The sequence below is a fragment of the Shewanella sp. MBTL60-112-B2 genome (assembly GCF_019655055.1).
In the GTDB taxonomy this organism is placed as follows: Bacteria; Pseudomonadota; Gammaproteobacteria; order Enterobacterales; family Shewanellaceae; genus Shewanella.
In genome coordinates this window covers 74,722-95,667 of record NZ_BPFA01000020.1, presented here as the reverse complement: position 1 = coordinate 95,667, position 20,946 = coordinate 74,722, and the positions used below count along the sequence as shown (strand labels likewise).

Sequence of the window (20,946 nt, the reverse complement as noted above, 5' to 3'; positions counted from 1 at the left end):
TACAAGGTTAGCTGCATCTATTTTAAATTCTGTTGAATAAGTTGGTTGAGTCTTCATTACGTTTACACCGTTCTATATTAAGGGCAGTTTACCTCATATCGGTGTACAAGTTTATTAAGCCACAATAAGGACTCTTTATAAAAGAAATGGTCAAGAGGGAGAAGCTGTTGCCCCCCTCTTGCCCAGGTGTGGGATGGAATCCCACGACGTTTATCAAGCGCAGCTTGATTGCTTAAAGCTATAAAGCGTTACTCGAGCGCAGCCTGATATCCTACCTAGGGCTAAAACCCAGCCCAACGGGTTAAAGGTTAGGTTGATACTCAAACCCTGCTTGTGCTTCGCTATCGCTAAAGCTTGCGATCTTCTGCTTACGTACCAGCATGCTATTGATAAGTGATCCAGGGAACATCTCAATCGCGTTATTAAAGTCCTCAACGTTGGCATTGAAAATACGAATAGCCGCGCCAATCTGCTCTTGCTGCTCGCTGATTTCAGCCATTAACTTCATATACACATCTGATGCTTTAAGCTCTGGGTAAGCCTCAACCGTCACTTTAAGGCCCTGCATTAAGTCTTGAGTGCGCTGCTCGGCGGCGGCAAGTTTTGCCGTGTCTACACCAGAACTCATTTCTGCAATCGCGCTACGTAGTTCAGTGACTTTAGTTAATACTTCAGACTCATGCAGCTTGTATTGCTCGACTAACTGCTCAACCATAGGAATGATCTTATTCTTCTGGCGCTCTTGAGTCAGTACCGACGCCCATGCGCGATCTACCGCATTGTGTTTACCAATAATGCCGTTGTACAAGGTGATGATGATGGCAACTATCACCACTGCTGCAATCACCAAACCAATAACTGAACTGTCCATTTAGGTTTTCCTTTTATCTCTTAATTAATTGTCTTGGATTAACTATCTAAATCTTTAATAGAAGGTGTTATTTATGCACTCACCTTAAAATTATTATCACTAAAACGCATCATTTCGTGGACTAATTCGAGCATTTGCTTCATTTGCTTTAACTCGGTATGGCCTGCTAATTCTTCGGCAAAGGCTTTGGGATTATCTAAACCGTTTACTCGCTTAACCGCTAACAGGTCATCACTCACCGCTAAACACAGCCTTCCTTGTTGGCCGAATTCTAATACTGGTTTTTTTAACTGTTTAGCAAATACAGTGAGCTTTTCTTCAACCGCAGGCGATAGCAAACGTGCTGCGATCATCAACTCTTTAGCATGGACTCGATATTGGCGATTAAACTCATTAGAGGCACTTTTATAGCGTTCGCCTCGGCGCTTAATGCCAAAGTCATTGCTAATACTCATGTCCTTAGCAAAAGGGAAATCTAATAACACACCGTGGCGATAATAACTGTCTCTTACCGTTCGCGTAGTGGTTTTACCATTCGCGTCTGTGGTGGTTTCAGTGCGTTTTACAATGTAGTGATAACGATAGAGCTGATAATCAAACTGGTGGATATCACCTTGGTAAGTGCTCTTGTAAAGACTTTGAATTTCTCGCAGATCATTACCACGATCAAACTCTTTAAAACTACCTTCAAGCTCTTTAGCCAGCTTTTTGCCCTCAAATGGGACTGCCTCAAGATTATTATTAAATAGCGCATCTTTTAAAAAGATGGTATCCGACAACTTATTGCGCCACTTCATCCGGCCTCTAAGCCACAGCAGCATAATTACGCCTATCACGCCATTATGGGCAGCAAAACCTGAGCTTGGATACCACAAGCCTAAAAACGAGGCTAAGGTATCGAAATACATATCCCAATACCAATGCGGCCATTGTGGGATGAGATTCAGCGCCGCGCCCACAGCTGCCATCAATAGCATCCGCCCCCACTGTGGGCCGGGCATAGGTAAGCACTTACCCTTGTCTTCAAAATAGCGGGTTAATGTTGCCAGCCCCAACATTGGATACCAGATCACACTGTAGCCCAGTGCGCTTTTAAGAATGTGCATCACAAAATCGGGGACCACTAACCCCAACTCAAAAGCAACCGGCAACAAAGCGAAAAACAACGAAACCGCGCAGAAAAAGCGATACCAGTTATCACGATAATCTAGCGGCCCTTTATGATGCTCAACCTTACGCACTAACGCGATTAGATCATCTTGGCTTTTCGCGGCTTCAACATCACTACCGATGGCGGCAATATTGCGAGTCACTTGAGCGTTATAAGACTGCATTAACATTGACCTTCGTATCTTTTACAGGTGTGGCTTGTGTGAGAGCGGCGGCTTGTTGTGTGCCACTCACAAAACTGCTATCACTTACAAAGTTGTTATCAGATAAGCGCATAAGCTCATGGATCGCTTCAAGCAGTTTTTGCACCCGCTTTAGTTCGGTATGGCCGGCAATCTCTTTATAAAATTCATCTGGCTTTTCCAGTGAATGTTTACGCTTTTCTATAATCAGCTTGCTGGTAGAGGCTATGCACAAACGGCCATCGGCAGTAATTTCCACCATAGGTGAAATAAAATTTTGATTAAGCTTTATAAGCAACTCAATCACGGCTGGACTTAACAAGCGTGCAGCACTGATTTTATCGCAAGCTTGTACGCGATAAATGTCATTAAACGCATTCGATTCAGTGTGATACTTTTCGGCATAAACCGAACCTTTAAGCTTTACCTCGTCTTCAGCATCTATGCACAAACCGCTAGCGAACGGAAAATCGAGCAACATGCCGTAGCGATCGCGATCTTCATGCACGGTTTTGGTTTTATAGCCACCATTGCCATCAGAGCTGGTTTGGGTGCGTTTTACGGTGTACTGAAAGTGATAAAGCTTATAGTTAAAGCTGTGTTGTTCGCCTTGATAATCCCCTGCAAACATCTGCTGAATATCACGGGTGCCGCTGCCGCGACGAAACTCTGCAAACTGCTTTCCAAGTGCATCAAGTTTGTCTTCGGCTGCTGGCTTAGTTTGTGTTAAGCCATTATTAAATAAGGCATCACAGAGGAATATTTTATCGGAAAGGTGTTTACGCCAATTGGCGCGATAATCTAACCACACCCAAGTGAGTGAGCTGGCGATGATCAGAATAAACCACAGCGAAAACTGATGGTCGTCAATTTCCCCCACGCTAATGACATAACCAAAACCATACGTCAGCGCCCAATAGATTTTGGGCCATTCAGGTACATATATTGTCACCAGAGCCATTGCTGCCACCAGCAGTGTAAAGTTAACTGGCATAGGGACAGGCAGCCAGCCCCGCTCATGGCAAAAACTGACTAATAATGTACTCAGCGCGACAGGAAGCCAATAGCAAGAGTCATCAATCACCAACTTAGCTAGTGGCTCAACTTGTTCATACCAGAGCCGCATAAATATCAAGACGATACACAAGACGCTCGCGCTAACCAGTAACCACTTAACAGAGTGCGTTATCTTATCGCGGTAATCTAACGGTCCCGAATGGTGTTTAACTTGAGTGATAACCTCGAGCAGATCATCTTGAGTGATAGCGGCATCAACATCACTGCGTAACTTGGCAATATGTTGAGCGACGATTTGGTTATGCTGCATTGAATATCCTTTTACCACTTTCCTTTTACTTCTATCCTTTTACTACATGAACAAGGTTAGATTTAGAGCCGTATAATAAACGGGGATTATAATGAAAGGCGGCAATAACAACAGAGACTTAAGTCCGTTAACCTATAATTAGATTAAAGTTTTTAGTTATTAACTCTATCTCTACGCTATGTTTGCTATAAATATGCAATCACAGATATATCGAATAGCAAGGATCTAAAGGTTTCACTCCCTAGTAGCGCTGATAGCTTTCGTTCAGGAAGGTATTAATCGGCAAAATTCAAAGAAGTTGACCAATAAAAAAGGCTAACACCATAACAGCGTTAACCTCTTCTATTTCTCTGGACTCAGTAAAACCTAATCCCAGATAAATTCTCTAAAATGCTTACGACATACAGACTCGTAGCTTTCGTTACCACCAATCGCCACCTGCTCACCTTCACGCATTGGCTTACCATTGCCATCAAGACGCACAACCATATTGGCTTTACGGCCACAATGACAAATAGTTTTAAGTTCAACCAATTTATCGGCCCAGGCTAACAAGTATTGGCTACCACTGAACAACTCGCCTTGGAAGTCGGTCTTCAGGCCGTAACAAAGTACTGGAATATCAAGTACGTCAACCACATAAGTTAACTGCTTAACCTGCTCTTTGCTTAAAAACTGAGATTCATCAATCAAGATACAGTGCAAAGTCTTTTCGGCGTGGCTCGTGCTGATCATCTGAGTCAGATTGTCATTGCTACCAAAGACTTGAGCATCGGTTTCGATACCAAGACGAGAAGCCACTTTACCCACACCATAACGATCGTCAATTGACGCTGTCATCACTAGGGTATGCATGCCGCGTTCACGGTAATTATAAGAAGACTGCAATAACGAAGTTGATTTACCCGCATTCATTGCTGAGTAATAGAAATAGAGCTGCGCCAAACTAAAGTCCTTAAAGGTGAATTCGGCGCTAGTTTAGCACTAATTTAAGCAACAAATCATCTTAACCAAACAGTTCATGCGATCACGTCACAAAAAATATCTGCGGCTTTATCACCTCACAACTCGCTAGATAAGATACTAAGTTTAGTGAGTCATTCTTTGCTTTTTAACTGAACAGCTTGTTTTGACTAGTTTAACTCCGTCAGCCCTATAAAAACCCAGAAAGTACAAGGGGTGCAACCAAAGTCCAAATATGTGACAAACACAACAAAACCAACACAAAACCCAGCATTGATGCACAAAATGACTCACATTAAGACACGTTTAATGCCAAAGCGTTAAATTAAAAACACAATTATAATAAAGGAAGTCAAAATTTTATGCATAAGTCAGTTATTGCAGCAGCCATTGCAGCAACATTAACCCTGAGCGCATGCTCAACCACATCACCAGAAAATACCAATGCTGTTATGGTACAAGCACAGAACCCATTCTTACAGGCAAGCACCTTACAGTATCAAGCTCCAGACTTTACAAAAATTAAGGATGAGCATTTTCAGCCAGCCTTAACTTTGGGCATGCAAGCGCAATATCAACAGATCCTCGATATTGCCAACAACCCACAAGCGCCGACGTTTACCAATACCATTATTGCAATGGAGAAGAGTGGCGAGTTACTCACTCGTACTTCAAAGGTGTTTTATAACTTAGCCGGTACAGATAGCAACCCAACACTGCGCAAAATTCAAGGTGAAATGGCGCCAAAAATGGCGGCTCACTCAGACAACATCAATTTAAACCCAGCGTTATTTAAGCGTATAGAAACGCTATATAACCAAAGAGATAGTTTAGATTTATCGGCTGAAGAAAGTCGTTTAGTTGAGGTGTACTACAAACGTTTTGTGCGCGCGGGTGCCAAATTGACTGAAGGTCAAAAACAACAGATCCGTGTACTGAATGCTGAACAGTCAACACTAACTAACGAATTTGCTCAGCGCTTAATGCGCTTAACCAAAGAGATCGCAGTTGTTGTTGACTCAAAAGAGCAGCTTGCTGGTTTATCAGCAAGTGCAATCAAAGCCGCTGCCGCCGATGCAGCTGCTAATGGTCACCCTGGTAAGTATCAACTAAACATCACCAACACTACACGTCAGCCAGTACTGACTCAGCTACAAGACAGAGCCCTGCGTCAGCAAATTTGGCAAGCATCAGCTGAACGTGGTCTTGAAGGAGAGAACGAAACTGCGTCTTTAGTGGCAAGACTTGCACAACTTCGCGCCGAACGTGCAGAGTTACTTGGTTATAAAAGCTGGGCAGAATACCGCCTAGAACCACAAATGGCTAAAACACCTGAAGCGGTATACAAGATGTTTGGCTCTATGGTACCTGCGGTAATTAAAAACACTCAAAAAGAAGCGGCTGATATCCAAGCCATGATCAATCAAACTGGCGGCGACTTTGAGCTAGCGCCGTGGGATTGGGCTTACTACGCTGAACTTGTACGCCAAGAGAAGTACGATTTAGATGAAAGCGCGATTACACCATATTTTGAATTTGACCGTGTACTAGAAGACGGTGTGTTCTTCACCTTACAAGCGCTATATGGCGTGACATTAAAACCACGCCCAGATCTGCCTGTGTACCATGAAGATGTAAAAGCCTACGAAATGTTCGATGAAGATGGCAGCAGCATGGCGATTTTCTATGCAGACTACTTCTCACGTGAAGGCAAGCGTGGAGGTGCGTGGATGAGTTCGTTTGTAGCGCAGTCTGAGTTATTAAACAATAAGCCTGTTGTGATTAACGTAATGAACATTAAGAAAGCGCCAGCAGGTGAGCCCACATTTGTGAGCTACGATGAAGTGACCACCATGTTCCATGAAATGGGCCACGGTACTCACGGCATGTTTTCTAAAGTGGTTTACCCAACACTATCAGGCACCTCTGTATCGCGCGACTTTGTCGAGTTCCCATCAACCTTTGAAGAAGATTGGGCTGCGCACCCTAAAGTGCTAGCAAACTATGCTAAACACTATGAAACCGGCGAGCCTATTCCAAAAGAGCTACTTGAAAAGTTATTAAAATCACGCAGCTTTAACCAAGGTTTCGACACCTTAGAGTATATGTCTGCCGCGTTGTTAGATCTTGAATGGCATACACTTAAAGCCGGCAGCCCACTGCAAGATGTAGCCAGCTTTGAAGCGGCTGCGCTTAAAAAGCACGGCGTAGATTTACCAGCAGTGCCACCACGTTATAAGTCAACTTACTTTGCCCATGCTTTCCCAGGTGGTTACTCAGCAAGTTACTACGCCTACATGTGGAGTGAAATTCTAGCGGCTGATGCATTTGCTTATGTGCAAACTCAAGGCGGGCTTAACCGTGAAATTGGCATGAAGTTTAGAAAGACCATTCGTGAAGTGGGTAATTCTGTTGCGCCAATGGACGCCTACAAAGCCTTTAGAGGCCAAGAGCCGACAACTGAAGCATTGCTTGAACGTCGCGGCTTAAACTAACGATATGCATTCGTTAGTAAAGGCTTAGCTGATAGTAGCTCGCTGACTAAGCTTGAAGGTACAAGCTCGAAAGTACAAGCTCCCTAATAAGGGAGCTTTTTATATCTAGTATATGTTTAATTTATGTCTACTAATATCCAGTTATGGCTAAGTGTAAATCTAATATACGCCTTATAACGAGTAATTTATGCCTGCCATACTCCCCCACCTGCTCTCTCATATCTAAGCAAAAAAGCTCATGAGTCAATGAGTGAATTAATTCCAGAAAAGCTAAATCCAGGGCGATTAATTGTAAACAGGAAATTCAGCCAACAAAAAACCGCTCGATAGAGAGCGGTTTTAATTTTTAAGTGGATTTAGTTTTAATACAAACTAATCTACTTAGTTTTATTGGCCTTATTGCTTACATGCAGCATCAGGCGAACAGGATTTGATACGAAGTACGATAATACTAATCACAAACAGTACGCTACAAGCAACCAGTCCTGCGGTCACAGACTCGGTAAAGCCAAGTACTAGATAACCCACCATGCTAATACCTGCAACGATAAGCGCATAAGGCAGCTGTGTCATTACGTGGTCAATATGGTGACAGTTGGCGCCTGTTGACGACAAAATCGTTGTATCTGAAATCGGTGAGCAGTGGTCGCCAAATACCGCACCGGCAAGCACTGACGCAAGCATTGGTAACATCATACCTGTATGGCTACCCATCGCCATATCTGCAGCAATTGGCAACATGATACCGAAGGTACCCCAGCTTGTGCCGGTCGAGAATGCAGTTAAGCCAGCAAGAATAAATAGCACCGCAGGTAACATAGCAAATGGAATATTGCCTGTTGCTAAGCTTGCCATATATTTACCGGTTTCTAGCTGACCAATCACACCAGCAATAGTCCAAGCGAACAGCAGGATATAGATAGCAGGTAGCATCGACTTAGCACCTTCAAATAGGCCTTTGGCGATCATCGATTTCTCAACGCCTTGGTAAATCACTAGCGCCAGCGTTACCACTAAGCCAATTGCTGCACCAAAGAACAGTGATGAACCTACGTCTGTATTTTCGAATGCACCAATTAAGCTAAATGCTTGGCCCTTAGCCGCAAGCGCATCACCACCACTGCTTACCATAAAGTAGAAAGTGGCGAATACTAATACCGTAATGGGTAGGAATAAGCCCATAATCTTGCCGGTATCGGCTTCTGGTAAGTCTGAGTTAGCTCCAGGTGGTAACCCTTTCGACTCATCATAAAGCTCGCCTTTTTGCGCCTTAAGCTCATGCTGACGCATTGGACCAATATCGAGTCCCATCAAGGCAACACAAAGTAGCAGTAAGAGTGCAAAAATAGCGTAGAAGTTCATTGGGATCATCTGTACGAACACGCTTAAGTGGCCAGTATCAGTAAATCCGTGCGCGGTTAAAATGCCACCAATCAAAGCGATGATGTAAGCACCCCAGCTTGATACTGGTGAAATAACACAAATTGGCGCGGCAGTAGAATCAAGCAAGTAAGCCAGTTTACTGCGGGAGATGTAGTAACGATCGGTCAGTGGTCTAGCGACACTACCCACAACCAAGCTATTAAAGTAGTCATCGATAAACACCACGCAGCCTAAGAACATGGTTAGTAGTTTTGCATCACGTTTATTACGAATATGGTTACGCGCCCAATCGGCGAAGGCCCTTGATGAACCGCTGACGGTGATCAACGCAGTGATCATACCCAGCAGAACAAGGAAGCCTAAAATATAAAGGTTCCAGCTATTTAAAGCGCCATCGTCCCAAACCAGAGCCGATACTTTTTCACCTAGGTATTGTGCCGTTTGCATGGCAGAGAAATCGGTAAGCAGTAATGCTCCCAATATAATTCCCACACCCAGTGACAGTAGAACGCGACGGGTTAACATCGCAAGTACGATTGCCGCTACCGGAGGTAACAGCGATAAAGCCGAATCGGCATAGCTTATAATTGTCATTGTTTTAATTTCTTCGCTAAATACGAATGGAGGCCGACTGAACTGGTGGGATATAGCAATAGATATCTGATTACACCTGTCCTATCAGTAGCGCTCCATAGCCATATTAATGGTTCGTCATTAATATAAAAATTTCTTATCTTCCAGATAAGAAATACTATGGCAGTGCTGTCCCTATTCGGTCACAGCCCCAGCAACTAGCCTCGATATGCTATGTCACTTCGGCATCAAATCCTTTCTCGATAAATCAGCGGCATCACCCTACTTATCGATACTGATATTTAACGCACCTCTACTTCTCAGGACGCAATTTAAGACTAGCTCAAAAAGCGTGACGGACATAAAAACATAAGCGGCTTTAGAGATGCTACCCTAAAGCCGCTTATCGTGACACAGATCACGAACAATACCAAACTAACACACACCCATTAACACGCCCGTTACCAGCATTAAACACATTACGCTGTGTGGGGATTGCTTATGGTCTAAGTATTAGATTAAAGCTTGGCTAATAATTCAGGTACCGCTTCAAACAGATCCGCTTCTAAACCATAGTCAGCAACTTGGAAAATCGGCGCCTCTGGATCTTTGTTAATCGCCACAATCACCTTAGAGTCTTTCATTCCCGCTAGGTGTTGGATGGCGCCAGAAATACCGACGGCGATATACAAGTCAGGCGCAACAATTTTACCTGTCTGCCCTACTTGTAAGTCGTTTGGTACAAAGCCTGCGTCGACAGCAGCACGAGATGCGCCAACTGCGCCACCTAACTTATCTGCAAGTTGCTCAAGGATGCCGAAGTTATCGCTGTTACCTAGGGCGCGGCCACCAGAAACTACAACCGACGCACTGCCAAGCTCTGGACGCTCAGACTCTGTTAAACTCTGCTCAACAAACTCTGCTTGTGGTGCCACGTCTTGGACTAAAGTCACACGCTCTGCATTGCCATCAGTCGCAACAGCATCAAATGCACTCGAACGTACCGTCATGACCTTCTTATCATCAAGGCTCTGAACTGTTGCCAGAACACTACCTGCATAGATAGGACGAACGAATGTATCGCTGCTAACCACTTCTACAACTTCTGAAAGTTGAGACACATCCAAAAGTGCTGCCACTCGTGGTAACACATCCTTACCAAAACTTGAGGCTGGAGCTAACACATGCTCAAAATCAGATGCAACGCTAAGCACTAGCTCAGAAATATTCTCTGCCAGATGATTGGCATAAGAGGCCGAATCAGCAACCAGTACATTACGCACTCCCGCTAACTTTTGCGCTTCGCTTGCAACACCATCACAGTTATGACCGACAACTAATACGTCGATATCTCCACCAATGGCTTGACCGCATGCAACCACTTTAGCGGTATCAAGCTTTAAACTGGCGTTATCGTGTTCTGCTAAAACTAAAATTGCCATTAGATCACCTTCGCTTCATTCTTTAACTTTTCAACCAACTCTTCTACAGACGCAACCATTACACCACCGCTACGTTCAGCAGGCGGAACAACTTTAAGGATGTTCTGGTGAGACTTAAGGGTGACATCGAAATCCGCTGGAGTTAGCGTCTCAAGAGGCTTGCGCTTTGCTTTCATTATATTTGGCAGCTTGGCATAGCGTGGCTCATTTAGACGAAGGTCCGCCGTCACAACAGCTGGCAGTGGCAGCTTGATTGTTTGTAGGCCACCATCGATTTCACGGATAACAACCAGCTTATCACCATCAAGTTTAACTTCTGAGGCAAACGTTGCTTGCGGCATCTTGCCAATAGCGGCAAGCATCTGTCCGGTTTGGTTGTTATCACCGTCAATTGACTGTTTACCTAAGATAACCAATTCTGCCTGCTCTTTTTGTTGCACGGCATAAATCAGCTTAGCAATTGATAACGGCACTAAATCTTCTTCTGTTTCGATATGAATAGCACGGTCTGCTCCCAAAGCAAGCGCAGTTCTTAATTGCTCTTGGGATGCTTTAGGCCCGACACTTAATACGACGATTTCAGAGGCGCTTCCTGCTTCTTTTAAACGAACGGCTTCTTCAACGGCAATTTCACAAAAAGGGTTAATCGCCATTTTTAGGTTTGCGGTATCAACACCAGTATTGTCAGCGTTAACCCTGACCTTTACATTGGCATCGACGACACGTTTAACTGGCACCAATACTTTCATAGGGCTTCCTTCTTACGTCTCTTATAATGTTCGAAATTAAGTAACGAGCAACAGGTATAACTAACATGTGGCTATTACCGAAATTAAAGCCACTTTACGTGCTGTTAACGTTAACGTCAACCAGGTTTCAAACACCTGTTCACCCTAGTTGACACAACATAAGCCTTTATTGAATTAAACACTCTTAAAACATTTATTAACCGGTAATGATAGTTAAGTTATTCATATTAACGATTTAACGATATAAATAATTCAAAAATAATATTTGATCCTTATCCAAATAGTTTCTATTATTTAACCCATAAAGTTATTACCTATCTTATTCTTAATTGGACCTTAATAATTATGAGCGATTTTCTTGAAATATTGACACACGGTCGTCGTTTTAAAGCTGCTGTGAAAGACTTGTCTCTTAATGACTTAAAAGAATTGTCAGTAAAGTTAGAAAAAATTATTGAAGAAAAATCTTCTCAACAAGCTGCTGAACAAGAAGCTATGGCTGAGCGTAATGCTAAAATCGAAGAGATCCGTAAGCAAATGGAAGCTATCGGTTTATCTGTAGATGATATTGGTGGCGCAGCAGTTAAAGCCGCTCCTAAGAAGCGTGCTCCTCGTCCAGCTAAATATCAAATTGAAGTTGAAGGCGAAATGGTACAGTGGACAGGTCAAGGCCGTATGCCAACTGTATTTAAGAACCAACTTGAGAACGGCCGTACAATGGAAGACTTCTTGATCTAATATCAAGTCATCCAAACTAAGAGCCCTGCAATTGCGGGGTTTTTTCATTTTTAGGTTAAATTTTTCACATTGGTAGTTACAATTACTGCTTAGTCATTGTTAATAAGTTAGGATATGCTCATCATTTCCCTGTTTATCTAACAATAATAAGTAGAATAATGCGTAAACATATAATCAAAGTCCCCTTCGCTTTACTTAGCTTGTTATATAGCCAAGCGCTATTTGCTAATGAGCAATTGTCTGACAATACACCCAGACTCACCGCATTAACCCATGCAAACCTGATGCTTGCACCGGGTAACATGCTAACCAATGCTACCCTGCTGATTCAGAACAATAAAATCAAGGCCATCATTAAGGATAATAATATCCCAGATGAGGCATTTGAAATAGATTTGTCGGGACACACTATATATTCAGGATTTATTGATCCCTTTACAGAATATGCCATCGATTATGAAAGAGAGATTGAGGATAAATCTGGTCCCGTATATGAAATTAAACGCATCGGTGGTAATGCAAGCAATGGCGCAATCCATTCACAGATGCAATGGTTCAATTATGTCTATCCAGATAAAGCACAAGCAAAGAAATGGATTGATAATGGTTTTACCAGTGTTCAGTCTAGCTATTTAGATGGCATATTTCGTGGGCAGGGTGTGACATTATCGTTAGCAAATAAGAAAGCTAATGATGTTATATATAATGCACACACGAGCCAATTTATGGCGTTCAACAAAGGTTCTTCTGTTCAAGATTATCCACAATCTTTAATGGGCAGCATGGCATTAATTAGACAAACCTTGTCAGATGCTAACTGGTATAACCAAAATAAAAATAAAAGCTCAGGGGAGTCGGTTGAGTTTAATATCGCATTTGAGCGACTAGCCGACGCCAAAAAGCAAAGTTTTATCTTTGAAACTAAAAACCTCAATAATCAGCTTAGAGCTGCTCGATTATTAAACCAACACGAATTAAGCGGCAGCCTAATTGGTAATGGTCAAGAATATACAAGATTAGCTGAATTAAAGTCCTACCCATTCAGCCTAGTTTTGCCACTCAATTACCCCGCTGCTCCTGAAATAACTGACGGTGATAATGAACGCGAAATTAGCCTCGCTCAATTAAGACATTGGGAGTATGCCCCAAGTAATTTAGCTAAGGTTGCAGATGCCGAAATTCCATTTGCATTAACACAATATGGAATTGAGTCTAATAAATTTTGGCCAAGACTTAGGTTAGCACTTGAAAGAGGTTTATCTGAAGAAGCAGCCCTAGCCGCATTAACCACCGGTGCAGCAGAAATCTCAGGGATCGCTCATCTAGCAGGTAAACTCGAACCAGGCTTCATGGCTGACCTGGTCATCAGCGATGGTAATATTTTTGATGACGGTAAAATTGTCAGTATCTGGTTGCAAGGTGAAGAGCAGCAACTCATCAATCGTAGCAGAGCCTTACTCGACAAACCTTATCAACTACAGCTTAACGAGTTGAGTTTTGACCTCAATATAAGCCAATCTCCCTCTTTGAGCGGTACACTTTCTAGCGGTGAAGGCACCATTGAGCTTGCCAATCTTGACTACCAACAAGGACGGCTCACATTTAGTGCAGACCTAACTGAGGCAGGCTTTAGTGGCGTGAGTCGCTTCACCCTTTGGTTAGATGAGCAAGGCTTAACGGGCAGGCTTATCGACAGTAAAAACCAAACAATCCCTTTTGGCGGAATTAAACTCCAGCCTATTACCATAGCGGATGAACAGGATAAGCCAACGCAAACGGCGCTTATCTCTAAGTTAACTTCGCCAAATGTGGCATATGGTCTAGCCGAGCGTCCAACGCAAGACAAGCTACACATTAAAAACGCCACGATTTGGACCTCAGATAACAGCGGCGTACTGACTAATAGCGACTTGATCATTTCCCGAGGCAGAATTGAAGAAATAGGTCAGGATCTCAAGACTCCCTCTGGTTATGCCAGCATCGATGCAACAGGTAAACATGTCACCGCGGGCATTATTGATGAGCACTCTCATATTGCGCTCAACGGCGGGACTAACGAAGGCACCGACGCCATCACCTCAGAGGTACGCATTGGCGATGTGATCAACCCAGACGATATTGCCATCTATCGCGGACTTGCTGGCGGCGTGACTACCGCACAAATACTTCACGGCAGTGCCAACCCCATTGGCGGGCAAGCACAGGTTATTCAGCTTAAGTGGGGCGATAATGCCGAGCAACTTAAGTTTGAGGATGCGCCCGCAAGTATTAAGTTTGCCTTAGGTGAAAATGTTAAACAGAGTAACTGGGGCGATGATTTTACCCGCCGCTTTCCGCAGAGTCGCATCGGCGTTAAATCATTGTTTAGTGAAGCCTTCAATGAAGCCCTTGCCTACCGTCAAGCCCAAGTCGATTATAAGAGAATGCGTTCAAGTGAACGTAGACGCACTGTTGCGCCGCAGTATAACTATCGCTTAGAGGCAATTGCCGAGGTCTTAGAGCAGACCCGTAATATTCATATTCACTCTTATGTGCAATCAGAAATATTGATGTTTTTGCGACTTGCCGAGGCTTACAACTTCAAGGTCAGTACCTTTACTCATATTCTTGAGGGCTACAAGGTCGCCGACGAAATGGCCAAACACGGCGCACATGCCTCTACTTTCTCTGATTGGTGGGCGTACAAATTTGAAGTCTATGATGCTATCCCGCAGAACACCTGCTTGATGCAAAACAAAGGCGTTCTCACCAGCATCAACTCAGACGACTATGAGATGCAGCGACGCCTCAACCAAGAAGCTGCTAAGTCTATGATGTATTGCGGTATGTCAGCTGAAGATGCATGGAAGATGATTACCATTAACCCGGCCATTCAACTCGGTATTCAAGACAAGGTAGGCTCGCTTGTTGAGGGGAAACAAGCCGATATCGTGTTGTGGGATAACCCACCACTTTCTGTCTACGCTAAAGTCGACTCAACTTGGATTAAAGGTCGTCGCTACTTTAGCCGCGAGCAAGATGCGAATGCACAAACTGAGGTTGCGACTGAACGCGCTGCACTCATCCAAAAAGTCCTTCGCAGCGATGATGCCCATAAAGAAGGTGAGACACCTATAGAGTTAACCGAGCCTGAATGGCACTGCGATACCCACTTCAATGCATGGCAGCAGTCAGCTAAAGGAGCACTGTAATGATGTTAACAATCTCTTTTAAACCGACTGTTTTAATGCAGGCAGCCGCTCTAATGAGTCTACCTTTGTGTTTTATGGCAAATGCCCATGACATGCTACCAGCTAAGGCTCAAAGCCAAAGCATACTATTTACTAACGCAACAGTGCACACTGTGACTAATGGCGTTATGCAAAACAGCGACGTACTGGTTGCTGATGGTAAAATTATTGCGGTGGGACAAGACCTCGATAACTCAGACAGCTTACCGGCAGAGATCCGCCAAGCCAGCGCAGAAAATACAGCGCCAGAGCCTGACTACATAGCCAAGCTCAACGGCGCACAGATCATCGATGCCAGTGGTAAGCACTTGTATCCTGGTTTAATTGCGCTAGACACTACCATGGGTCTGATTGAAGTAGAGATGATGCGCCCAAGCAATGATGCTTACGAAGTCGGTTACATCAACCCTCAATTAGAGGCGATTTCAGCCTTTAATCCTGACTCCGAGATCATTCCTACCGTTCGCGTCAATGGTATTACCCACGCTCAAGTTGTGCCGCAAGGTGATGGCTTAGCCGGGCAATCGGCACTGGTATCGATGGACAGTTGGACCATAGAAGATGCCTTAGTCGAAACTAACCAACAGTTTCACCTTTACTGGCCCCATATTCGCTGGTTATCCAAAGATGCCGATAAGCGTAAAGAGCAACAGGACGATTTAAAGCACAGAGTCGATAAAGTCTACGACGCATTTATTGACGGTCAGCGCTATCAACTTGCCGCCAAGGCTGGCAAGGTGAACAAGAAAGATTTACGCTGGCAAGCCTTGGCGCCACTCTATGAAGGTAAGGCGCAACTATTTGTGCATGCTCAATCGCAAAAGCAGATTGAGGAAGCTATCGCCTTTAGCAAACAGTTTGATTTTAAGTTAGTGATTGTTGGCGGTTATGATGCGTGGCGCGTGGCTGGTGCACTTGCCGAAATCAACGCTAAGGTTATTTATAACCGAACCCTGACGCTGCCTAAGCGTAATGATGAACCGATCGATATGGCCTTTAAAATCCCCACCCTGCTCAAGCAAGCTCAGGTGCCGTTTGCACTCGCCTTCTCATCAGACTGGAATAGCCGTAATCTGCCTTTTGCTGCAGGGCAAGCGGTTGCCTATGGTTTAACGAAAGAGGAAGCCCTGCAAAGCATCACCTTAGATGCTGCTAAAATATTGGATATTCATGATATGGGGGCGATAGCACCGGGGTTTAAAGCCAATATCATCTTAGCCACCGGCGACATTTTGGACCCAATGCAAGCCGGTATTGAGTCTATCTATATCGATGGCCGTAAAATTGATCTTAATAATCGCCATCAACAGCTTTATCAAAAGTATCTAAAGCGCTAAAATTTCAAACTTAATAGTGCGAATAAAGCCTAATGGTAAAAAAGTGCTCATAACGAGCACTTTTTTATTAGTGCTTTAATCATCATAACGGCTCATTCACCTCAAAAATAAAGCAGGCCAGCAACCATGAAATATCTCTTACCTTCAGTTTTTGTTCTTTTGCTCGCTGGCTGTGCGGGTGAATATACCTTTAACAGCAATCTCGATAGCGACGCCATTAATGACTATTTTAAGGCATCGGATGTCACTGTCTATGAAGGTACACTTCAACCTATTGGTCCTTTTGAAGTGAAAGGCATGGTCGAGGGTGAAACCTGCCAAGTATCTGAAAATGATGCCCCCGCCTCTATCAGTGAAGCGCGCACACTTGCTCGCCGAGCTGCAGCGGATAAACAAGCCAATGGTTTGGTGGTCAAAAACTGTTTATTGATTGAAGAAGCCAGTCAAAATTGCGTAAGCCGCGCAATTTGTGTTGGCCAAGCGATTGTTACAACCAACAACCAACAGTAATTATTTACTATTTTATAAGTAGCCTTAATGTCTTTTAGTAACCAAATTCAAGCCGTTGCCTATTGCCGCACTCCCTATAAACAGAAGTTTGGAATTCCCAGACAACCTGGTTTGGTCAGCGCCGCACGCGGCTTTGTCGAGTTAGCACCGCCCTTTAACCAAATCGATGCCGTTAGAGGCTTAGAACAATACTCACATCTTTGGCTGCTATTTTGCTTCCATGAAAACCTAGCGGCAGGCTGGAAGACTACCGTTCGCCCTCCTAGGCTGGGCGGCAATGAAAAACTGGGTGTATTTGCAACTCGATCGACCTTCAGACCTAACGGTATTGGTCAGTCGGTCGTTAAGCTACACGCAGTGCATACCCGTAACGGCAAGGTGAGTCTTGAGATCTCAGGTATGGACTTGCTCGATGGCACACCGATTATCGATATTAAGCCCTATATTCCCTTCTCTGATGCAATTACCGACGCCAAAGGCGGCATCGCTCAAGAAGCCCCGGTACTGGTCGATGTATCTTTTTCTAAAAAGGCTCAGCAACAAGTTGAGCTGTATCAACAAAACCCAGCGTATCCGCATTTAGCTGAGTTGATTGAAGGGGTGTTGGCACAAGATCCGCGTCCAGCTTATAAGAAAGCCAAAGCCGACCCAAAATTATATCAAGTCGCTTTATATGATTTAGATATCTTATGGGTGATCACAGATACTGGAATCGAGGTGACTGAGCTTAGAGCCTCACAAGTGGGCAAAACTGTGCAACCAGAACATCAACCAGATTAGATGAGCCCAATGACCTTGCCACCAGCGCCACAAAAGCCGGATTATCAAACTCAGCATAAGAAGCGTCTGTCTTATATGCCTTGGCTCTATTTCTCACTAAAAGAGAAGCACCAATTATGGGCCAAACCTTGGCAAGATAGCGTACAAGCCCATTTTTGTGCAGTCGAAACCGTCTCTATTGGCGAAAACTGTTTCGTGGCACCTGAGGCGAATCTTTTTGCCGAACCTGGGCGTGATATTAATATCGGCGATCAATGTATGATAGCCGCCGACAGCTTTTTGCACGGCCCTATTACATTAGGTAATGAGGTGGCGATTAATCACGGCTGCTCCCTCGATGGTGGCCGTCACGGGATTAGGATCGGCAATCAAACCCGCATCGCCAATAACGTGACTATCTATGCCTTTAACCATGGCATGGCACCCGATACACCTATCTATCAACAAGCCTCGAATTCAAAAGGCGTGGTGATTGGTGAAGATGTATGGATTGGCGCTCAGGCGGGAATTGTCGATGGAGTCACCATAGGTAATCACGCTGTAATAGGCATGGGAGCCGTGGTCACTAAAGATGTTGCCGATTACGCGATAGTGGCAGGTAACCCTGCTCGAGTCATTGGTGATAGGCGAGATAAGCTCTAGCAGCTTTGCTCGCTTGTTTTGTATCAAAAAGCTGCGACAGTGCAACGGCGTAAACCTAGAATTGCGTAAACCTAGAAGTGACTTTTTATTTAAGTCACTTTTATGCGGTTCCAACAAAATTTACCAACTCAGATTAGCTCCAACAAAATTTGCCCCTCCGTCATTCCCGCTGTTTTAATTTTGGCTTAAAAAACACATTTGAGCCGCGACATTTCTCCACCTATATTTAAAGCTTATGTTTAAGGATTGTCTTTAGAGATTAAGTTTTCCAATACTTGGCTTTTTAATTTTAATGGAGGGGTTATGCGAACACACGATATCTTGTGCCCAATAGACTTTTCAGAAACATCGACTCACGCCTTAGGCTATGCCGTGGAGATGGCAAGTTTATATAAGGTCAACATTAGGCTATTAAATGTCATGGGGCTACCTAATGTCGCACCGGATTTTGGCATAGTGATAAACGGTCCAACCGAGCAGCTTCAAGACCCTGAAACCTATGCTAACGATAAAATAAAACAGATTGTGGCAGAGGTGCGAGAGCAAGTCCCTAGAGGATTAATGGTACATACCAACGTTCGCAGTGGCGGTGTAGTAGAGCAGATTTTAGAGGAAGCCGACGAGCAAAAAGTCGGCATGATAGTGATAGCCAGCAACGGTTTAACAGGCCTGTCTCACCTGTTAAACCCCAACGTTGCCGAGGCCGTTGCCAATCAGGCTAAGTGCCCTGTTCTCGTTGTTAAATGACTATCTACGAGATAAGTACCAATGATGCTTTATAGCTAGTTTGAAGGCTATGAACTAAATTCTCAGTGCTCAGTAAAAGAAAACGACAAGTGCGACAAATGCACTAACAACACCGAAAAAGCTTAAGCTTCGTAACACTGTCGATGAATACTGGGTCTGGATCTCGGGGTACATATAAAAGAAATATGAAAATGAGGGAATGCCAATATAAAAACTGCCTAAGCGTGAATTTAAAGGCAGGGTAAGCGTTGTTAACGTTACGGCATAAGCGAGAAAAAACAGAGTAAAATACCACTCTGAACGGCCAAATTGCTTGTACTTAAAAGGTACGATAAGCAGTGGTAAAAATATCAATTCCATTATCTAAACTTATCTCTGAAAATGCTCTAGGGGGGACATGGCTGAATTCAAGCTTAATCTAACACCTAGCCCACTAATGTGACACTGTTATAAAGTAGTCCAAAAGCAAAAGTTAACACGACAGAGAAAGTTTTCGCTAATTAGCTCTAGCATTAAAGCTAACCCCTAATTAACAGGCAGTTAATTAGTAGGTAATTGATTAGCAAGCTATCAATTCACTAATCCTTAAATCTTACTGGTGACTGACGAGACTTATCGACTTCTAATTTAAACACATCCGGCCTCGAATAATGTCCAGCAACATCTAGCGCCCGCTTTGAGCTCGCCGCCTTTTCAACATCAATATCTAACAATAAATAGCCTTTCTCTTTAGATAGTGGACCTGCCAGAATTTCACCACTTGGCGATACGATAAGTGAGTCACCGGCATTGATCCAATCTTCATCAGCAGGGTAGAGTCTATCTAGATCAGGAAGATCTTCTGGTAAATCTTTTCTTTGCAGCGCTACGCCACAGCACAGTACCCAACATTTTCCCTCTCTAGCAATATGTTGCATCGTTCCAATCCAAGCTTCGCCGCTGTCATAAGTTGGAGCGATATATATCTCTACCCCCTGTGAATACAGAGCATACCTAGCCAATGGCATATAATTTTCCCAACATATGAGGCTAGCAATTTTTCCAACTGGCGTGGTAATCACGTTTAGCCCATAACCATCGCCAAAGCCCCAGACCATACGCTCTGGATTCGTCGGCATAAGTTTACGATGATGGTTAACGATATTTCCTTGAGGATCTATGGTGATAGCCGTGTTATAAATGGTCGACTGACTATTGGCATTATCTCGCTCGTTTAATCCACAAACTAGGGTAACGCCTCTTTGTTTAACAGCCTCGAGTAACGGCGTAAGATCATCCGATGACAAATCTACCGAGTTTTGTAGCAAACGCGCGTGTAAGGCCTCACATAGTCCCCAGTCAGCCCCTGGTCTTAATCGCCATATCCATGCTGGGTAGCCAGGTATGAATGCCTCAGGAAAGACGATGAGTTCAGCACCTTTGTCTGATACCGAATGAACAATTTCTACAGCTTTTTGAATTGTTGCTTTCTTATCTAGCACACAGGGTGCCTCTTGAATAATTACGACTTTTTTCATGATTTGCTCCCTTGGAATGAAGGGGTAAGTTAACGGCGTTTTCATTGACGCATTAAAAGGATGGCGCCAGAAAGTGTTAACTCGAGGCTAGCCAGCATATTCAAGTTTAGCTTAATCGAAACAGATGACCTTGCCGCGCGCTCCAATCCTAAGCATTGCAATAAGACGCTATTACAATTAACGGCCTGATTAACGAGATGATAAAAGACAAACCTTAGCAGCTCTCTACTGTCCCCTATTGCTTAATTTTTGATAACTTAGTCCTAATCGTATTCACTCATTAGTCAGTT

Annotated in this window: 17 protein-coding genes and 1 riboswitch; of the genes, 8 read left to right on the top strand and 9 right to left on the bottom strand. The window is 43.9% G+C overall.

All coding sequences use genetic code 11. The features are described from left to right. Positions 1-301: 301 nt before the first annotated feature. The 4 genes from K5Q73_RS13485 to K5Q73_RS13470 all read right to left on the bottom strand — a co-directional run bounded on the left by K5Q73_RS13485 (position 302) and on the right by K5Q73_RS13470 (position 4,495). The gene (locus K5Q73_RS13485) at positions 302-871 is read right to left on the bottom strand and encodes a LemA family protein (protein WP_220763776.1); all 570 of its coding nucleotides are present in this window, start codon (positions 869-871) and stop codon (positions 302-304) included. 71 nt (positions 872-942) lie between these two features. Then, positions 943-2,205 carry a DUF3137 domain-containing protein gene (locus K5Q73_RS13480; RefSeq protein ID WP_220763774.1) on the bottom strand — a complete coding sequence of 421 codons (1,263 nt, stop codon included), beginning with the start codon at positions 2,203-2,205 and terminating at the stop codon, positions 943-945. Continuing rightward, complete coding sequence (locus K5Q73_RS13475) at positions 2,192-3,550, bottom strand: DUF3137 domain-containing protein (protein WP_220763772.1); 1,359 nt, start codon at positions 3,548-3,550, stop codon at positions 2,192-2,194. The genes K5Q73_RS13480 and K5Q73_RS13475 overlap by 14 nt, the downstream gene beginning before the upstream one ends. A gap of 366 nt (positions 3,551-3,916) precedes the next feature. Further along, entirely contained in the window at positions 3,917-4,495 is a 579-nt protein-coding gene (locus tag K5Q73_RS13470; RefSeq protein WP_220763770.1) for a thymidine kinase, read from the bottom strand. A gap of 380 nt (positions 4,496-4,875) precedes the next feature. Between K5Q73_RS13470 and K5Q73_RS13465 the strand changes: the two genes are divergently transcribed. Then, entirely contained in the window at positions 4,876-7,008 is a 2,133-nt protein-coding gene (locus tag K5Q73_RS13465) for a M3 family metallopeptidase (protein ID WP_220763768.1), read from the top strand. A 396-nt stretch (positions 7,009-7,404) separates the two neighbouring features. Here the strand turns inward: K5Q73_RS13465 and K5Q73_RS13460 are convergent, their stop codons facing one another. The 3 genes from K5Q73_RS13460 to K5Q73_RS13450 form a co-directional block, all read right to left on the bottom strand. Further along, the gene (locus tag K5Q73_RS13460) at positions 7,405-8,985 is read right to left on the bottom strand and encodes a Na+/H+ antiporter NhaC family protein (RefSeq protein ID WP_220763766.1); all 1,581 of its coding nucleotides are present in this window, start codon (positions 8,983-8,985) and stop codon (positions 7,405-7,407) included. An 80-nt stretch (positions 8,986-9,065) separates the two neighbouring features. Further along, positions 9,066-9,288, bottom strand: a riboswitch (Lysine riboswitch). A 194-nt stretch (positions 9,289-9,482) separates the two neighbouring features. Beyond that, positions 9,483-10,406, bottom strand: a complete 924-nt coding sequence (locus tag K5Q73_RS13455) for an electron transfer flavoprotein subunit alpha/FixB family protein (protein ID WP_220763764.1) — start codon at positions 10,404-10,406, stop codon at positions 9,483-9,485. Further along, on the bottom strand, positions 10,406-11,155 hold the full coding sequence (locus K5Q73_RS13450; RefSeq protein WP_220763762.1) for an electron transfer flavoprotein subunit beta/FixA family protein: 750 nt from the start codon (positions 11,153-11,155) through the stop codon (positions 10,406-10,408). Before K5Q73_RS13450 ends, K5Q73_RS13455 begins: the two co-directional genes overlap by 1 nt. A 345-nt stretch (positions 11,156-11,500) precedes the next feature. On the opposite strand from K5Q73_RS13450, the gene K5Q73_RS13445 reads away from it, so the two are divergent. The 7 genes from K5Q73_RS13445 (at position 11,501) to K5Q73_RS13415 (ending at position 19,139) form a co-directional block, all read left to right on the top strand. Beyond that, complete coding sequence (locus K5Q73_RS13445) at positions 11,501-11,893, top strand: H-NS family nucleoid-associated regulatory protein (protein ID WP_220763753.1); 393 nt, start codon at positions 11,501-11,503, stop codon at positions 11,891-11,893. 158 nt (positions 11,894-12,051) lie between these two features. Beyond that, positions 12,052-15,084: an amidohydrolase family protein gene (locus K5Q73_RS13440; protein ID WP_220763751.1), complete on the top strand. Its 3,033-nt coding sequence runs from the start codon at positions 12,052-12,054 to the stop codon at positions 15,082-15,084. Between the two features lie 35 nt (positions 15,085-15,119). Continuing rightward, entirely contained in the window at positions 15,120-16,460 is a 1,341-nt protein-coding gene (locus K5Q73_RS13435; protein ID WP_220763794.1) for an amidohydrolase family protein, read from the top strand. Positions 16,461-16,586: 126 nt separating this feature from the next. Continuing rightward, a complete protein-coding gene (gene rcsF, locus K5Q73_RS13430; RefSeq protein ID WP_220763749.1) occupies positions 16,587-16,970 on the top strand; it encodes an Rcs stress response system protein RcsF in 384 nt (127 codons plus the stop codon). A gap of 27 nt (positions 16,971-16,997) precedes the next feature. Further along, positions 16,998-17,750, top strand: a complete 753-nt coding sequence (gene tsaA / locus K5Q73_RS13425; RefSeq protein ID WP_220763747.1) for a tRNA (N6-threonylcarbamoyladenosine(37)-N6)-methyltransferase TrmO — start codon at positions 16,998-17,000, stop codon at positions 17,748-17,750. Positions 17,751-17,759: 9 nt separating this feature from the next. Next, positions 17,760-18,392 carry a DapH/DapD/GlmU-related protein gene (locus tag K5Q73_RS13420; RefSeq protein WP_220763792.1) on the top strand — a complete coding sequence of 211 codons (633 nt, stop codon included), beginning with the start codon at positions 17,760-17,762 and terminating at the stop codon, positions 18,390-18,392. A gap of 303 nt (positions 18,393-18,695) precedes the next feature. Beyond that, positions 18,696-19,139, top strand: coding sequence for a universal stress protein (locus K5Q73_RS13415; protein WP_220763745.1), 444 nt, complete (start codon positions 18,696-18,698; stop codon positions 19,137-19,139). 69 nt (positions 19,140-19,208) lie between these two features. Here K5Q73_RS13415 and K5Q73_RS13410 read toward each other — a convergent pair whose 3' ends face one another. Together K5Q73_RS13410 and K5Q73_RS13405 are read right to left on the bottom strand one after the other, a co-directional pair. Next, on the bottom strand, positions 19,209-19,499 hold the full coding sequence (locus tag K5Q73_RS13410) for a hypothetical protein (protein ID WP_220763743.1): 291 nt from the start codon (positions 19,497-19,499) through the stop codon (positions 19,209-19,211). Between the two features lie 218 nt (positions 19,500-19,717). Beyond that, on the bottom strand, positions 19,718-20,656 hold the full coding sequence (locus K5Q73_RS13405) for a carbon-nitrogen hydrolase family protein (protein WP_220763741.1): 939 nt from the start codon (positions 20,654-20,656) through the stop codon (positions 19,718-19,720). Between the last annotated feature and the right edge of the window lie 290 nt (positions 20,657-20,946).

Coding starts and splice junctions, on each gene's coding strand:
- K5Q73_RS13485 (WP_220763776.1), bottom strand. CDS start 871: ATGGACAGTTCAGTTATTGGTTTGGTGATTGCAGCAGTGGTGATAGTT.
- K5Q73_RS13480 (WP_220763774.1), bottom strand. CDS start 2,205: ATGCAGTCTTATAACGCTCAAGTGACTCGCAATATTGCCGCCATCGGT.
- K5Q73_RS13475 (WP_220763772.1), bottom strand. CDS start 3,550: ATGCAGCATAACCAAATCGTCGCTCAACATATTGCCAAGTTACGCAGT.
- K5Q73_RS13465 (WP_220763768.1), top strand. CDS start 4,876: ATGCATAAGTCAGTTATTGCAGCAGCCATTGCAGCAACATTAACCCTG.
- K5Q73_RS13460 (WP_220763766.1), bottom strand. CDS start 8,985: ATGACAATTATAAGCTATGCCGATTCGGCTTTATCGCTGTTACCTCCG.
- K5Q73_RS13455 (WP_220763764.1), bottom strand. CDS start 10,406: ATGGCAATTTTAGTTTTAGCAGAACACGATAACGCCAGTTTAAAGCTT.
- K5Q73_RS13450 (WP_220763762.1), bottom strand. CDS start 11,155: ATGAAAGTATTGGTGCCAGTTAAACGTGTCGTCGATGCCAATGTAAAG.
- K5Q73_RS13445 (WP_220763753.1), top strand. CDS start 11,501: ATGAGCGATTTTCTTGAAATATTGACACACGGTCGTCGTTTTAAAGCT.
- K5Q73_RS13440 (WP_220763751.1), top strand. CDS start 12,052: ATGCGTAAACATATAATCAAAGTCCCCTTCGCTTTACTTAGCTTGTTA.
- K5Q73_RS13435 (WP_220763794.1), top strand. CDS start 15,120: ATGCAGGCAGCCGCTCTAATGAGTCTACCTTTGTGTTTTATGGCAAAT.
- rcsF (WP_220763749.1), top strand. CDS start 16,587: ATGAAATATCTCTTACCTTCAGTTTTTGTTCTTTTGCTCGCTGGCTGT.
- tsaA (WP_220763747.1), top strand. CDS start 16,998: ATGTCTTTTAGTAACCAAATTCAAGCCGTTGCCTATTGCCGCACTCCC.
- K5Q73_RS13420 (WP_220763792.1), top strand. CDS start 17,760: ATGACCTTGCCACCAGCGCCACAAAAGCCGGATTATCAAACTCAGCAT.
- K5Q73_RS13415 (WP_220763745.1), top strand. CDS start 18,696: ATGCGAACACACGATATCTTGTGCCCAATAGACTTTTCAGAAACATCG.
- K5Q73_RS13410 (WP_220763743.1), bottom strand. CDS start 19,499: ATGGAATTGATATTTTTACCACTGCTTATCGTACCTTTTAAGTACAAG.
- K5Q73_RS13405 (WP_220763741.1), bottom strand. CDS start 20,656: ATGAAAAAAGTCGTAATTATTCAAGAGGCACCCTGTGTGCTAGATAAG.